Genomic DNA, 16,332 nt, shown 5'->3' with positions numbered 1-16,332 from the left:
TATGGGGAGGGATGGTTAACGATGATGAGAAGACGGATCATTGTTTCATTGATCATCGTCTTGTTGCTGGGTTGTCTGCCAGTTACGGGAACGTATGCGGAGGATATCAAGAACCCTGGTGCTGTCTTTTATATTTCAAATGATGGGGATGACTCGAATGCCGGAACGGAAGCGGCTCCTTTTCGTACATTGGAAAAGGCCAGGGACGCGATCCGGCTGTTGAAGAAAAGCTCCGGGCTGCCAGACGGCGGCGTTACGGTCTATTTGAGAGGCGGTACTTATCACCGGAGCGAAAGCTTTCAGCTGGAGGGACAGGATTCCGGCACGGAGGATAAGCGGATCACCTATCAGGCCTATCCGGGAGAAAGTGTGCGCTTAAGCGGGGGTCTGGAGCTGCAAAGGGACTGGTTTACGCCGGTAACAGACACAAAGGTCCTGAACCGGATCATCAGTCCGGAGGCCAGAACAAAGGTGCTGCAGGCGGACTTAAAAGCTCAAGGCATCACCGACTACGGTGTCATGAGCCGGCATGGCTATTACAAAGCCAACGATGTCAGCCAGGTCCCTCCGATGGAGCTGTATGTCGAAGGTCAGGGCATGACCCTTGCCCGCTGGCCCAACAACGGAACGGTGCAGATGGGCACAATCGTTGATCCCGGACCTACCCGGAGTGATCCGGACCTCCAGACACGCGGAGGGACCTTTGCCTACAATTATGAAAGACCCGATCTCTGGAAAGAAGCGGATGACATTTGGCTCGATGGTATTTTCGGGTACAGCTGGGAATGGTCGTTCAACAAAGTGGCATCCATTGATACAAGTCAAAAGACGATCACCTTGGCCTACGGGGAAATGAGCGGTCTGTTTACCAACTGGTATCCGGACTTCCACTTTGCACAGAACCTGCTTGAGGAGATCGATATGCCAGGCGAGTACTACATCGACCGGAAGCAGGGCGTGCTTTATTTCATGCCTACAGCCGCCTTTGAAGGCGATCAACCTGAGATTACGGTAACCATGCTCAAAACCCCGATGATCCATGCGGTCAATGTTTCGCATGTGACCTTTGAGGATCTGATCCTGGAGAATGGCCGGGACTCGGCCGCAGTCATTATGGGCGGGGACGGCGTCACATTGGACCACTGCGAAATACGTAATTTCTCCAATGGCGGCGTATTGATCAATACGCAGAGCCGCTGGCTGTATAACGACTTCGCGAAAGTGGACGGGGTGAATCATGCGGTAACCAATTCCCATATTCATCATATTGGAGGCACGGGCGTCATCCTGAACGGCGGAGATAAGAAGACGCTTGAGCCAGGAAACAATGTGGTGGAGAACAGCCATATCCATGATTTTGCCTACTACCATAAAGCTTATAACCCCAGCATTTTCCTGACCGGTGCGGGGAACAAGGTTTCCCATAACGAAATTCATGACGCCCCCCATCCGGGAATGCTGATTTTTGGCAATGATCATCTCGTGGAATACAACAACATTTATGACGTCTGCAAAACCTTCTCGGACCTCGGTGCCATCTATATGAATTTGGGCGAGTCGCCTCAGGAACGGGGATCGGTGATCCGCCGGAATTATTTCCATAATATCGGGGAAGGCAAGGCCGGGGTTCAAGGCGTATATCCGGATAACTTTACCATGGGGATAACCATCGAAGAGAACATATTTAAAGGCATGGGCAACGATGCCATTTTGAATAACGGCGGCGCTCATATCAAGACCCGGAACAACCTTTTTATTGATGCGAACATGCCGTATGAATATTCGGACATGTATTTGGGCGATAAACCGGACCAGCAGATATCCAAAAACTATATGCCGAAATGGAAGGCTTTGTTTGAAAAGAACAACAATTTCGAAGGGACGCCGCATATGGAGAAATATCCGGAGCTGGCGGATTTCTTCACGGAAAACCGTTATTATCCGGATACCAATACGTTTCAGAACAATGTGATCTATAACAAGACGAGGAAATTAAACGGCGCGACGAATGATCAGGGGGCAAACGACAAACGAAACCTGCTCCAGTATGCGAACAACTGGATTACGGATCATGATCCCGGTTTCGTTAATCTGGCGAACGGGGACTTGAATTTAAAAGCGGATGCGGAAGTGTTCCAGAAGATCCCCGGTTTCAAGGCGATTCCTTTCAGCGAGATGGGAACCGCGGGTAAAGTCGGTCCTTACTCGGCTCCGGATCGAATTGCTGTTGAGGGAATCCAATTGTATGACGAGAGTGTAACGCTCGGCATCGGGAAGTCTTACGCTTTGTATTCGGCCGTACTTCCTTGGAACGCAACCAACCCTGCGATTCAGTACACGTCCAGCGACCCTTCTGTCGTCAAGGTGGATCAAGCCGGGAAGCTGAAGGGTGTCAGTTTAGGAGAGGCGACTGTTACTGCAGTTTCTGCCGACAATCCGGCCTTGAAGGATGAAGTTCAGATTACGGTCGAAGTCGGGGATGGGATCATCGATTATACCGATTTCGAGAACGGCCGGAACAGCTGGCCGACAGACCCGAACCGGAGCATTGTCGAGGTGGAGGGCGGCAACCATATGTATAAGCTGCTTAAAGGAGCAACGACGTTAAACGATAATGATTATAACAACTATGAGCTGACCTTTAAGCTGAAGACTCCGAAAGTCATTGCGGATGACGCTACCTTCTATGTGTTTGACCGTCTGAATCCGAGCGGAAGCGGCGGCCGGATCGGCTATCGGAAGTATGCGAACGGCACGTCCTCCTGGCTGTTGTATAATTCGAACTGGGCTACGGTGAAGCAGAATACGCTGCCTGCCCCGGACTTACAGCCAGACACCGTCTATAACATGAAAGTGATCGTCAAAGGTCCGGAGATCAGCGTTTATGCCGACAACAAGCTGAAGCTGAAAGCTAGCGACGCGACATTCAACGCATCCGGCAAGGTCGGGTTTTATGCCGGCGGCTTCAGTGAGCTTTGGTTCGATGATATCAAATTCACGGTTCCAAGTACGCAAGTATCCGGTTTGCTGCTGCCCGAGAGCCAGGTCAACATGGTCATGGGGGAACAAAAACAGCTCCAGGTCCAATTTGATCCGCCGGATGCCGAGAACAGGGAAGTCGTCTTTCACAGCTCCAGGCCGGAGATTGCCACCGTGGATGCAGGTGGACGGGTAACCGCCTTGGCGGAAGGCGAAGCTGAAATCACCGTCACATCGGTCGCCAATCAGGCGGCTACGGCATCCGTACGCATTCAGGTATCCGATGTGATGCACTTTACGGATTTTGATTCGGGAGCGAACGGTTGGCCGGTGGACCCGAACCGCGGCATCGTAACCGTAAACGGCAATAAGAAGTATAAAATTGTAAAAGGTGCCTCGGCGCTTCATCCGAAGACATTTACGGACTATGACCTGACTTTCACGCTGAAGACGCCGGCGGTCATGCCGGATACGGGAACGCTCTATGTGTACGATCGCTCCGTCGCGAGCACTTCAGGCAAAATTGCTTACAAGAAGCTGGCAGACGGAAGCTCGCAGTGGCTTCTGTACGACGGGACATGGAACGTTTTGAAAACGACAAACCTGCCTGGTGAGGACCTGAAGCCGGACACGGAATATAACCTGCGTATTCGGGTCGAAGGTGCGGACATCCGCGTTTACGTAAACGGGGAGCTTCGGCTCGAAGGATCGGATACGAAGCACAATCCATCCGGAACAGTCGGGTTCTATGTCGGCGGGTTCGGTGAAATGTGGTTCGACGATATCAAGTTTTCTCAGATTGACCGAACCGCTCCTGAAACCGCGGCCGTATTGAGCCCGGCAGAACCGGACGGCTTGAACGGATGGTATACACGGCCGGTAACACTCGCGCTGAGTTCATCCGATGGCTCTAAGGCCGCCTCTACGGAATACAGCCTGGATGGAGGAGATACCTGGCTCACATATCAGGACCCCCTGACCTTCAGTCAGGATGGCCGTTATTCCGTCCGATACCGTACGCTGGGTGCATCCGGAAATGCGGAGGAGGCCAAATCCCTGGAGTTTAAACTGGATGTTTCGGCTCCAGCAATATCGGTGACAGAGCCGGCCGCAAGAGACTATACCGGAGTGGAGTCCCTGAACCTGTCATGGACAGCTGCGGATGAAACGTCCGGGGTCGATGGATCTAAGAGCACAGCCAAGCTCGATGATCAGCAGGTGGAGCAGGGAGCCGTGGTGCCCCTCTATACGCTGCCTCTGGGAGCTCACACCTTCACGGTAACCGCCACGGATGAAGCGGGGAATCAACAGGAATCTACAGTCACATTCTCAACGCATGCGGACATCAGCTCGCTGGAAGCGTTAGTGACGCTCTTCCGGGAAAAGTCCTGGATCGACAATGGAGGAATCGCGAACAGCCTGCTCAAGAAGCTGAGCAAGGGGAATACCGAAGCCTTCCTCCATGAGGTGGAGGCCCAAAGCGGCAAGCATATTACCGAGGAAGCCGCAGCCTACCTGCTTCGGGATGGGCAGGCTGTAGCGAAAGAATAGACGACAAGAAAGAAGCCTTTCCGAATCGGATTCGGAAAGGCTTTTTTTATATTTGCTTTCTCAAGTTCTTTTTATATCATCTCGAACTGAAGCTCCGGATACACCCAGGCATATGAATGATAAAGCCCGGTATTTTCATTGATATTGCCCTTGATCGGACGGTATGGGGCAACGAAGCGTTCAAAGTCCGGATTCTGGTACACGACAGACATCGCCTCGTACAGATCGAGAGGCCAAGTGCCGGCAGAGAGCTCTGCCGGGAAGATCGGATCTTCATCATACGGCCATTCCTGCATATGACCATTGGCATAATGAAAGAATTGTTCGACGGCACGCTGAAGGCTTTTACCGCCGGGAGAGACCCAGCGGAATAAGTCCTCTCCGGTCGTGTCCAGAACCAGCTTGGCGGCGGCTGTAACCGGAGCGAGGGCGAAATAATGATACCACATGGAATGCTTGCCCCGATCGGCTTCCTCCGGAATGAATCCTTCGACGGAGAGGGAATGGTCGAGATGTTCCTTAAGCGCCTTTACCTCTTCCGCAAAACCGGGCTTATCATCCATAAAACGGTACAGGGCTAACTGGGCATACAGGCTCCAGCTCCACCAGTTGTTGCGGAGGGGGATTTGATCCCACTCCGGCAGGCACACCTGCGTCAACCACTCGGTAAATTGATGTCTTTCACGTTCGCTCCAATCCTCGAAATTCTTCATCCAGTCCGCGGCTTGAATCAGGCCAACTCCCAGATAAGCAGATACAAGCGGCCCATCCGGGCCCGTGATTTTGTTATTGACTTGTGCCCAGCCCATCATGATTTCTTTTGCTTGATTCGCGTAGGCAGCTGTTCCCGTCAGCCGGTAGGCCAGCGCAGTCGTATAGGCAGCCCTGGCGTCCTGCTCCATCCGCCGCTTTGCGAGCGTATGGCCTTCCTTATCCTGGTAAAACCCGGGGATATCCCACGTTGAAACCGCGTGACTGACCGCGGATAGACTCTCGTTTGCTTCATGAAGAAGCATTTCAATTGCCGTTGGATGTTTCATATGCAACCTACCTCACTTGGAATGGAATGATCGCTGCAGCAGCAGATACGGTAAAGTACACTATTTGGGCTCCACCTCATCCAGGGTCAGGCGGTATTGAAGGTGCCTCATGTAAGAATCGCCGGCATTCTTAAATACCAACCCGAACCGGATGTCCTCGCCGGATCCTTGCAGGATGGCAATCAGACGATTGAGACCGGCGCGCAGCTCGATGTGCTTCTCCGGATCTGGTACAAGGCTCCCGTTCAGATAAATCTCATATCCGCAGTTTGTGTTCACCTGAAGCTTTCCGCTAACCGTGCCATCGACCGGATCGCATGCCGGGTCCAGTACATCAACGAAACAGCTCAGGAACCAGCGCTCCTCATCGGCATTCTGTATAATAAAGGTCCCGTCTGAAGGTCTTCGTTCTTTCTTAAGCATCCACCCGTAGAGTCCTTCGCCCAGATTGTTCAGCGAGAACTCCGGATCTGTATAATAGGCCTTCATTTCTTCGTAATTGACCCAAGGCTTGCATGGCAGCGCCATCACCTTCTCAACGGACCAGTGTGCATCTGTCTTGGAGCTAAGGAGAAGACCGTCGTCGAAGGCGGCACCCAGATTGGCCAAGAGCCGGCTATATAACCGTATCAACTTGTCATCATCTGCTTGGAGGAGCAGCTGGGATAACACGATGCATCCTTGTCCCTGTTCAGCCTGCAGCACGAAGCTGCCTGCCGGATGCTGATTGTCCAGGTTCAGCTCTACCAGTGCTAGCCTGCTGTATTCGGAGGTCTGCCCGTTCACAAAATAATCCTTCCATGCCGTACCCTCAACGCTTGTGCACAGTACCGCTGCATCGGCTGTATCCAGACGGTAAGAGGCCAAGGGCCGATTTGTTACCTCCCGCGGCGAGAGAAACACTTTGTCGTAACCGAACAGGTCAACGGGACTTAGCCCTTGGACCGCAGGCATATCGTAGTCCGCCTCCAAGTGGTAAGCTTCATGCTCCAGGATCGAGACAGGACGCTTCAATAGAGTGGATATGGCGGCTTCATCACCCGGAACCGCGGGAAGGATCACGAGCTGACCGCCACGCCGGACATATTCACGAATAACCGCTTCAGATTCCGGATCTGACAGAAGCTGTGGCTCAGCGATAAGAAGACCATATATCTCCAGGTTGCCTGCGATATTGCCGAGCACATCGAAGGATAGGCCAAGGGATCGCAGGAAATGTTCAGCTGTTCCTCCCGGCTCTACCCACGCTCCCGTACGTTTCGATATGGTATCGACGTTTCCTGCATAGGCCAGCATATTGCGCAGCAAGCAGCAAGCTGCAGGGACGGTGTGAAAATAATCCGTGAGCAGCAATTGATTCGCGATGAAGAGACCATTCCCGCTCCGGTATTCGAGAAGAGGTGACCATAAATCCCCGCCATCTCCGAAATCGCCTGCGCTGCATTCCAGAATCATATTGAAGTTGCCCTTGACCGGCTTCTCGAAAGCGGCATGGATGATGGGGGTTGGGCCATTCTCATGAATCTTTGCATTCCAGTACATCAAGTCATCATGGTCCATTCCTTGTAGGACAGGATGATCATAGCTGCCCGAATGGGCTCTGATGAAATCTTGACGAGAGATCTTCAGATTTCCAAGAGACAGATGGAGCTGCTCCAGCAGCAGAAGACGTCCGCCCCGTCTTACATAATCCTGGAAGGCCCTCTCCAGTCGACCGTCCTCATCCTCCAGTCCGCTGCCTGCAACGACCAAATGATCGGGGGAAAGCTCACCCATCTGCGCAAGCGTAACCCGCTTGCATCCCGGTACAAGGGTGTTCAGCAGATCGAGCTCCTCATCCCGGCCGATGTAGGCCACAGGTCGCCCGACAGGGACAGGGGCGGTCTTCATGTGCGAGGGATACAGTTTATATTGCAAGTCCAGCTCATGAACGATGTTGTCATCGTGAAACATGACGGCGTGAAGGCATACGGGCCTTACATCCTTAACAGGCTCAGGTTTCCAGGTTACGGTCACGATTTCGCGATTCGCCGGCTCTTGAAAGAACGCTAAGGATTCCTTGTGCAGGAGCTTGCCATCTTGACGCACCTCAATTTCAATCCGGGTCTTGCTTTGATGGAACGTATCATTATAGACATCAAAGCTCCTGGCAATCGGCTCATCATCGAAGAAAGAACGGTTGTATTCTGCCGCAATCATGGTGGCCGGCTTGAACGAGGCTTCCATGATCGGGAAAGACGGATTCTTCGTATAAGGCGGATATTCCTGCGGAAGAAGGCCGTTATTCAGCGTTAGAGAGTATTTCGGAATGACCTTCGGCTTCGGCCCCGCCGTGTTCACAGCGGATGGAGGAAGCACAATATCGCGCTCCGGCATCGCCCGCATGAAATAATGGGCGAAGTTGAAGGTGGAAATTCCGGAAACGCCTTGTCGCCTTGCATATTCCACGAACAGCCGCTCTTTCTCGGCAAGGCCTTTGATGCATTCATCCGTGTTTCGATATGCGGCCAAGCCTACATACATGCTGCTGTTCTGCGGGCAGACATACCACCAGCCGCCATGTTCGCCGAATACGAGAGGTACTTTCCGATCCCACGCGTCGATCGTGCCGTCAATGTTATAGTGCCGGCTTTCCACCTCCGTGAGGTCTTTGGAGAGGAGACGGTTATCGCCTTCTGCGATGATGGGGCGGGTAGGATCCATCTCGCGAATCAGGTTCATCATCGAAGGCATATGCTGCTTGAATGTATCGCGTCCGTCCACCCAGCGCATCTCATTCTGCAAGCTCCACAGGATGATGGACGGATGATTCCGGTCACGTTTCACCAGTCTGCGGACATGGGCTTTGCTGTTCGCGATATAATCGGGATGATCCGCAGGCATGGATTTGCTTGAACCGTAAATAGCCGTTTCGTCCACGATCAGCATCCCCATCTCATCAGCGATATCCAGATAATAAGCCGGGTGAGGCTCAGCATGCAGCCGAACGCAGTTCACTCCGGCCTCTTTACACATGCCATACCAGTTCCGGACGTATTCGTGCGTCTGCTGGATCGCGCCTTGGAAATGCCAAGAGTCGCCGCGCAGGTTGATGGGAGTGCCATTAAGCATAAACTGCGAACCTTCGGTCCAGATTTCCCGAAAGCCGAACCGTTCCTCCACCCGGTCGATAACCTCGTCGCTGGCAAGAAGCAGCAGCTCCAGCTTGTAGAGGGTCGGGTGTTCGGGGCTCCAGTACTTGGCATCCTTCCAATCCAAGCGGTACGTGAGTCGGCTCGCGACCCCTTCGTCGCTCATGACCAATGCATCCGTTTGAGCCTGAAGAACGGGGGAGGAGTTCGGATCACCATTCTCCCGCACGTTCAAGATGACCTGATAAGGTTTCCCCAGGGAGTGTTCCGAGGAATGGATCACCGAGGCATCGACCTCAAGCTTGTTCTTTCGGACCGACGTGCGGATGGTTACATCCGCTAGGGAAATCATCGGTCGGCTTTCAAGATACACATCCTGCCAAATGCCTCTGGCAAGTGAACCGAACCATGAGCCTGCAAGGCCCGTTATTTTCTGCTGCCCGGAAGGAATCTCCACCTTATCAAAGCTGCCGCAGACCACATGCAGATCATGCTCGGCATCCCCTGTGACGAATTCAGTGATGTCGACCGAGAGCGGCAGATAACCATCCTCCCACATCGCTACGAGCTGATGGTCCAAATAAACGGCAGCCTTTTGCATGATGCCGTCCATCCGAAGAAAGATGCGCATCCCGGCAACATCCATGGCTTTAGGCACCCGGAAGGTGCGGTGAAGAACTCCTGCATCCGCCCGCGCCCACGCCTTCGGATAACGAAATAAATCATATGGAGCATATTCGTGCTCAGGAATGACTCCGAAGTTTTTCCCGGGCAGCCTTTCATAAGAGCTTCTCCAGCTGGAGGGAACCTGAACTTTCTGCTCTTCGTAAACCAGCTCATCTGGAAGCCCGAAGCCTGTGTTTTGCCCATACAAGGGCATGAAATTCCATTCTCCGTTTAAGCAATGTTCTGTTCGCATATGAGGAATACTCCTTTCGTTTGGCCTTGGTTAGGCCCGGATCATCAGCGGAATTTCCAGCCAGATCCGGGATGGTCCTGCAGACTGATCCCAGGGAATGAAGTGAGGCTCCATCGTACCGGCCCAGTCAGGCGGCGTATTGGAGGTGGAAAGCTTGCCTGAATAGGACGGCTTGTCGACGGTTGCCGGATCCTCCGAGTAGAAGAACATCAGATTCTCATGAAGAGCAATCATGCCGTATTTATCGCCATCGCCGGGCTTTTCCTCTTGATACTGGTAATGGTAAAACACATAACTGGCCACTTTATCCGGTTTAAGATGGGCGATTCTGGCATAAGGCCTGGCGGAAGCGTTCGTTCTTAGCCAGTCCTTTTCGCCGGTCGGCTGCTGGTAATGAAAAATATCCATCATCGGCACCCACCTTCTGGGTTTGTCCGTTCCGGGCCAGATTTCGAGCGCGTCTTCGCAGTGAGCGAAGAGTTCATGGGGATCAACCGACGGGGCGGGGCTTTCATAATAAAGGAACAGCTGGGTCCCGAAATGGAACAGACTCAGTTGACGGGCGCTGAGTTCTGTCATCCGGAGCTGAAGCACGGGTAAAGCTTCATTGAATACGCGCTTCGGGTCGATATTTGCGTGGCACTGCGCACGGAAATGATAGCGATACATAAGCCACCTCGTTTTCATGTCTTTTATCCCCATCTTACTGTAATCCGCTGCAGGATTCCTTGACGATAGTGACCTTTTTTAGCATAATAGCGACATGAATAGAAAAAGCCATTACCTGGACCTGGGGCTGGAACCGGACTTTATTTTTCGCATCGAGAAGTGCCCTCTAACTCAAGATTTTAGCGTCCATCATCATGACTATTCCGAGCTGGTCGTCATTCTTGGAGGTACCGCAACCCACATTATTGAAGGAAGGGAGTACCCGATCTCCGCCGGACAGGTTTTCTTCATCCACGGCAATGTTTCCCATGGTTATAAGGACGTGGATCATATTCAGTATGTCAACGTCATGTTTCATCCCGACCAGATCGCTCAACTGCAGGAGCTGAAGCTCATGCCGGGCTTTCAAGCCTTGTTCTATTTCGAGCCGTTCTACCGGAAGGAAATGAACTTTAAAGGGATGCTGACCTTGAATAAGGAGCAGCTGCAGCAAGTTGAGGGTTTGCTTGATGTCATTCTGAATGAGCATGACCAGAGGCCGGAAGGTTACCGGATGCTGATCCGCTCCTATTTTACGGCACTCATAGGTCTGCTCTCCCGTTATTATGTGGCTAATAACGGGTTGCTCCAGAACAAGGCGCTGCGAATTGCCGAGTCCATTACATACTTGGAGGAGCACTTTCTGCAACCTCTAAGCCTCGATACGCTGGCGGAAAAAGCCTATTTATCCAAACGGCAGTTTCTTCGCGAATTCGCAAGGAACTTCCAAACGACGCCCATGGACTATGTGATACGGCGGAGGCTGGATTATTCCTGCACGCTGCTGCGTGATCCCGACCTGTCCATTTTGCAGGTGGCTCAGGAGAGCGGATTCCGGGACCAGAATTATTACGCCCGCCAGTTCAAGAAGAGTTACCTGTGCACGCCTACGGAATACCGGGACAAATATATGTGAGCTTCTTCATAAGATGATCCGAATATCATACCTTCTGATGTCTTAACAAAAACAAAACAGCAGGAACGATTGCGTTCCTGCTGTTTTTCTTATGTCCGGCCCAGTCGGGTGCTTCGATATTGACCGGGTGTCATCCCCAGCTTTTTTCGGAATAAGCGGATAAAATAATTGGAATTCTCGATTCCGACCTGCACACCGATTTCAGATACGGGAAGGCCCGTATTTTCCAGGAGCGATTTCGCTTTACTGATCTGCAGCTCGTGCAGGTATTGAAGCGGACTCAGCCCCGTGTATTTCTTCAGGCAGCGGGAGAGATAGTCAAAATGGAAATGAAGGGTTTCTTCCATATGCTTCGCATCGAAGGGTCGGGTGACATGCTGCTCGAGGTAGGATATCGTTTGATCGCACAGTATTCTTGAGCGGGGAGCATATTGCAGGCGCACGGCCGTCTGCAGCTCCGTCATTAAGCCGATCAGCTGCCACTGCAGCGGCAAGGACGTTGCGGGCGACAAGCTTTGGTGAAGCTCCATCATCCGCTGCAGGAATGAAAGAATGCTTGAGGTGTGCAGACCCGTAAATTTAGGAATATACATGACCTGCCGGTGCGGAGTGACATCCAGGTTGGAGCCCTTGGTGAAAGGGATCGACCATGGAATTTGTCCGCTATCCAACGTCCGGACAGGCGCAGGGTGGGCCAAATGGAGCCAGTAAATTTCGGTTTCTTCCTCGCAAGGGCGATGCCCGACATGCAGACGGTTCGGTTCGAGTACAAGCAGGGAGCCCTCCGTGACCTCGAAAGGCACCTCATCCTCCGACATGTACAAAGTGCCCTTGATCACGAACAGCATGTCATACAAATGAAAGGAACGGCTCAGGTGCTGCTGCCCCGGGCTCCAGATGGAGTGGCCGATCGTCACTAACTGCGGAAGCGGAGGGATGGTCAGCTCAAGACATTTCATAACAGGCAGCCCTTTCCATGAATTTGTGGTGTCCCCATTGTATCATGAACTGCATCATGAATGGTCGAGAATGTGCTATAAAAAGTCGTCTTTGCACCTATTCGCTCTATGCTGGAAGGACTATATTAGGGATATATGAATGGGAAAGGAAGAGAAATCATGCGATTCCGTCAAGTACATCTGGATTTCCACACCTCGGAAGCCATCGTCCCGATCGGGGACCGTTTCGACAAAAAGCAGTTCCAAGACATGCTGAAGCTGGGGCATGTCGATTCCATAACGGTGTTCTCCAAGTGCCATCATGGCTGGGCATATCATCCTTCGGAGGCCAATGAGATGCATCCGGGCTTAAGCTTCGACTTGCTTGCGGCCCAGATCGAGGCTGCCCATGAGATCAACGTCAAGACACCGGTATACCTGTCGGCCGGATTGGATGAGAAACTGGCCCGGCGGCATCCTGAGTGGCTCATCCGGGACAAGAACGACCGGACGAATTGGGCCGAAGGCTTCATGCAGCCAGGATATCATCAGTTTTGCATGAACTCTCCGTATCTCGATATATTGATCGAACAGATTCGGGAAGTTGTTCAGCGGTATGATGTTGACGGCGTGTTTCTCGATATTGTAGGTATCCGCAAATGTTACTGTCACAACTGCGTAGCTGCCATACGCCGTAAGGGGCATGACCCGCGGGATGAGGAAGCGATGAAAGGACTGTGGGAGAGCACCTACGCCAATTACACAGCCAGGGTAAAAGAAACCGTAGAATCGGTAAAACCAGGCCTTCCTATCTTCCATAACGGCGGACATATCAAGCGCGGTCGGCGCGACTTGGCTGCGATGAATACCCATTTGGAGCTGGAGTCGCTGCCTACGGGCGGTTGGGGATATGACCATTTCCCGCTTTCGGCCCGGTATGTACAGACACTCGGATATGATTTTCTTGGTATGACCGGAAAATTCCATACCGCTTGGGGAGAATTCGGCGGGTATAAGCATCCGAACGCACTACGTTATGAAACCGCTCTCAGCCTTGCCAATGGCGCAAAATGTTCGATAGGAGATCAGCTTCAGCCGGGCGGTCGTATGGATCCGGCAACCTATGAATTAATCGGCAAGGCTTATCGGGAGGTCGAGAGCAAAGAAGCATGGTGCGTGAATACCATGAACGTGGCGGATGTAGCCCTTCTGTCATTGGAAGCAACGGGCGTGCATCCGAAAGCCAACAACGACGGAAGCCAGCCCAACTCGGATGCAGGCGCTGTGCGAATGCTGCTGGAGGGCAACATCCTGTTTGATGTCATTGATATGGAGCATGATTTTTCGGCTTATCAGGTGTTGATCCTGCCGGATTATGTGGCGGTGAATGACGAGCTGAAGACTAAGCTGGAAAGGTTTGTGAAGCAGGGAGGCAGGATTCTCGCCACAGGCTGGTCGGGTCTGGACCAGGACGGCGCTTCCTTCGTCTTAGACTTTGGAGCTCGGTATCTGGGGGTTAATCCATACCGTCCGGATTACTTTTGTCCATTGTTCAAGCCTGAGAGCCTTGGGAAAGCCGACTTTGTGATGTATTCGGAAGGACAGAAGCTTGAGCTTGCCGGCGGAACAGAGCTTGGAAGCAGGAAGGACCCGTATTTTAACCGCGATGTCTTTACCTTCTGCTCGCACCAGCATACGCCATCCAGCGATGTTTATGGAGGACCGGGCATGGTAGAGAGCAGCAGCGGAATTTATGTGGCCTGGAACATATTTGAGGATTATGCAGACCAAGGAAGTCTGATATTGAAGGAGACGATCCTGTACGCACTGAACCGCCTGCTGCCTGACAAGACGATGAACACCGATCTGCCTGCCCAAGGCGTGACCACCCTGCAGGATCAGAAGGAAGAGAACAGGCTGGTTCATCACCTGCTGTACGCGTCACCGGTTCGTCGCGGTAAACATATCGAAGTGATTGAGGATATCGTCCCTCTATATGATGTCGAAGTGTCTGTCCGGACTCCCCGTCAGGTGAAAAATGTGTATTTGGCGCCGCAAAACCAGTCCATTTCCTTTACGTGTGAGGAGGGTTCGGTTGCCTACACCGTTCCCAAGCTGGAGTGCCATCAGATGGTGGTTATCGATTACGAGTGATGTATAGGAAGGAAGCAAAATGATGGACTTCAAACCGCTATCAAACTTTATCGACCGGATCACGAATTGGCGTATTCCTTGGGCAGAGGTTCTGGTTCTGTACCGTAATCAGGAGGTGTTCCGCTACCGCAGCGGCTATGCTGACCTGGAAGAACGCACTCCCGTCCACGACAGTCAAATCATCCGGCTGTATTCGCTGACCAAAATTCTGACCTGCACCGCAGCGCTTCAACTGCTCGAAAAGGGAGAGCTGTTGTTAAATGATCCGCTGTCGGACTATCTGCCGGAATATAGTGAAATGACCGTAAAGGAAACCTTGCCGAGTGGTGAGGCAATCTTCGAGAAGGCCAAGAGACCGATCCGGGTCCGGGATCTCTTTACCATGTCGTCCGGACTCTCTTATGATATCCGTTCGCCTTCGATCCAGGAAGTCATAAGACGCACTAGCGGCAGAGCTCCGACCCGCGAGATCGCGGCGGCGATTGCGCAAGAACCGCTGCTGTTCGAACCGGGTACGAGGTGGAGTTACAGTTTGAGTCATGACGTTCTGGCCGCATTAGTCGAAGCGGTGGACGGAAGACGGTTCGGCGCCTACGTTCGGGACGAAATCACCGGCCCGCTCGGGATGCGGGATACCGGTTTCGATGTACCGGAAGAAGATCGGGGCCGTTTGGCTCCGCAGTATGAATACAGCGAGCCCACAGGCAAACCGGTTCGCAAGGATGGGAACGACTACGTGCTCGGTTCGGAATACGAGAGCGGAGGTGCGGGGCTATTCTCCACCGTGAGTGACTATGCTGTCTTTCTGAATACGCTTACCCATCAAGGCACAAGCCCCGAAGGTGTCCGGATCCTGGCAGCCGAGACGGTGAATCTCATGAGAACAGATCATTTGACCGAGGCAACACGCGGTCATTTCTCCTGGTCGCAGCTTGCGGGTTATGGCTATGGGCTGGGTGTTCGCACACATTGTTCCAGGGAGACTAGCGGATCGCTCAGCCCGCTCGGTGAATTCGGCTGGAGCGGCGCAGCCGGATCTCTGGCTATCATAGATCCGGGCTCTCAGGTGACCGTCATGTATGCCCAGCATATGTTGAACAATCAAGAGCCCTATGTGCATCCTCGTTTGAGAAATCTCGTTTACACTTGTCTGTAACAATCATTAGGAGGAACCCAGATGAGAATTCGATATGATCGCTTTCCGGGTGGGGTGCATAAGGCAATCACCCTCAGTTTTGATGATGGGCGGATTCATGACAGGAGACTGGTCGAGAAATTTAATGCCTATGGTCTCAAAGGTACGTTTCACTTAAACAGCGGCACGCTCGGACAAGAGGGATTTCTTACGCGCGAGGAGGTGCGCCCCCTGTTCACGGGGCATGAGGTATCGGCTCATACCGTCAATCATCCTTTTCTCGAACAGTCCCCGATGGAACAGATGGTTCAGGAAATCACGGAGGACCGGAAGGGCCTGGAAGCTCTGGTAGGTTATCCGGTGCGCGGCATGAGCTATCCTTTTGGCACATATAATGATCAGCTCGTGTCGCTGTTGCCTTCGCTCGGGATCGAGTATGCCCGGACAGCAGCTAACGGGTTCGGGTTCCAGATGCCTTCGGACTTCCTCAGATGGCATCCGACCTGCCACTATCGTGAAATGGTGGACTACGGCAATCAATTATTGGCCTTAAAACAAAGGCATACCAAGATGGCTTTGCTGTATGTATGGGGGCACAGCTATGAGTTTGAGAATGACAACAATTGGGAGCTGATCGACCGGTTTGGAGAGATGGTTGCCGGTAATGAAGGCATCTGGTTTGCTACCAACGCCGAAATTGTCTCTTATATGCATGCCTTACGGCAGCTCCGTTTCTCAGCCGACTACCGGATGGTTCATAATCCGTCTGCCCAAAGTGTATGGGTAAGCGTGGAGGCGGATGTCGTAGAGATTCCGGGAGGACAATTAACCGTACTCGGCTGAGTGAAATGCAAATCGAGA

9 protein-coding genes are annotated in these 16,332 nt (G+C 52.6%); 5 read left to right on the top strand and 4 right to left on the bottom strand.

The window, feature by feature from the left end:
• Window positions 1-21 precede the first annotated feature (21 nt).
• Window positions 22-4,530: an Ig-like domain-containing protein gene (locus ACTHPM_RS14065; RefSeq protein ID WP_440395734.1), complete on the top strand. Its 4,509-nt coding sequence runs from the start codon at window positions 22-24 to the stop codon at window positions 4,528-4,530.
• 71 nt (window positions 4,531-4,601) lie between these two features.
• Here ACTHPM_RS14065 and ACTHPM_RS14060 read toward each other — a convergent pair whose 3' ends face one another.
• The 3 genes from ACTHPM_RS14060 to ACTHPM_RS14050 are packed head-to-tail and all read right to left on the bottom strand — an operon-like array spanning window position 4,602 to window position 10,307.
• Window positions 4,602-5,570 carry an alginate lyase family protein gene (locus tag ACTHPM_RS14060; RefSeq protein ID WP_440395735.1) on the bottom strand — a complete coding sequence of 323 codons (969 nt, stop codon included), beginning with the start codon at window positions 5,568-5,570 and terminating at the stop codon, window positions 4,602-4,604.
• Window positions 5,571-5,630: 60 nt separating this feature from the next.
• On the bottom strand, window positions 5,631-9,620 hold the full coding sequence (locus ACTHPM_RS14055) for a glycoside hydrolase family 2 protein (protein ID WP_440395736.1): 3,990 nt from the start codon (window positions 9,618-9,620) through the stop codon (window positions 5,631-5,633).
• 30 nt (window positions 9,621-9,650) lie between these two features.
• Window positions 9,651-10,307 carry a hypothetical protein gene (locus tag ACTHPM_RS14050; protein ID WP_440395737.1) on the bottom strand — a complete coding sequence of 219 codons (657 nt, stop codon included), beginning with the start codon at window positions 10,305-10,307 and terminating at the stop codon, window positions 9,651-9,653.
• Between the two features lie 76 nt (window positions 10,308-10,383).
• On the opposite strand from ACTHPM_RS14050, the gene ACTHPM_RS14045 reads away from it, so the two are divergent.
• Window positions 10,384-11,244, top strand: a complete 861-nt coding sequence (locus ACTHPM_RS14045; protein WP_440395738.1) for a helix-turn-helix domain-containing protein — start codon at window positions 10,384-10,386, stop codon at window positions 11,242-11,244.
• Window positions 11,245-11,333: 89 nt separating this feature from the next.
• On the opposite strand, the gene ACTHPM_RS14040 is transcribed toward ACTHPM_RS14045, so the two are convergent.
• Window positions 11,334-12,203, bottom strand: coding sequence for a helix-turn-helix domain-containing protein (locus ACTHPM_RS14040; RefSeq protein WP_440395739.1), 870 nt, complete (start codon window positions 12,201-12,203; stop codon window positions 11,334-11,336).
• A gap of 159 nt (window positions 12,204-12,362) precedes the next feature.
• Here ACTHPM_RS14040 and ACTHPM_RS14035 point away from each other — a divergent pair, with 159 nt between their 5' ends.
• Genes ACTHPM_RS14035 through ACTHPM_RS14025 form a run of 3 tightly spaced genes read left to right on the top strand, consistent with a single transcriptional unit; the run spans window position 12,363 to window position 16,314 of the window.
• Window positions 12,363-14,336: a beta-galactosidase trimerization domain-containing protein gene (locus tag ACTHPM_RS14035; RefSeq protein WP_440395740.1), complete on the top strand. Its 1,974-nt coding sequence runs from the start codon at window positions 12,363-12,365 to the stop codon at window positions 14,334-14,336.
• Between the two features lie 22 nt (window positions 14,337-14,358).
• A complete protein-coding gene (locus tag ACTHPM_RS14030; protein WP_440395741.1) occupies window positions 14,359-15,492 on the top strand; it encodes a serine hydrolase domain-containing protein in 1,134 nt (377 codons plus the stop codon).
• Between the two features lie 21 nt (window positions 15,493-15,513).
• Window positions 15,514-16,314, top strand: a complete 801-nt coding sequence (locus tag ACTHPM_RS14025) for a polysaccharide deacetylase family protein (RefSeq protein WP_440395742.1) — start codon at window positions 15,514-15,516, stop codon at window positions 16,312-16,314.
• Window positions 16,315-16,332 lie beyond the last annotated feature (18 nt).

The organism is Paenibacillus sp. SAFN-054, from assembly GCF_051966755.1.
Classification (GTDB): Bacteria; Bacillota; Bacilli; order Paenibacillales; family Paenibacillaceae; genus Paenibacillus_AQ.
Note: the sequence above shows the minus strand (reverse complement) of the source record. Positions and strands in the feature narration are given on the sequence as shown.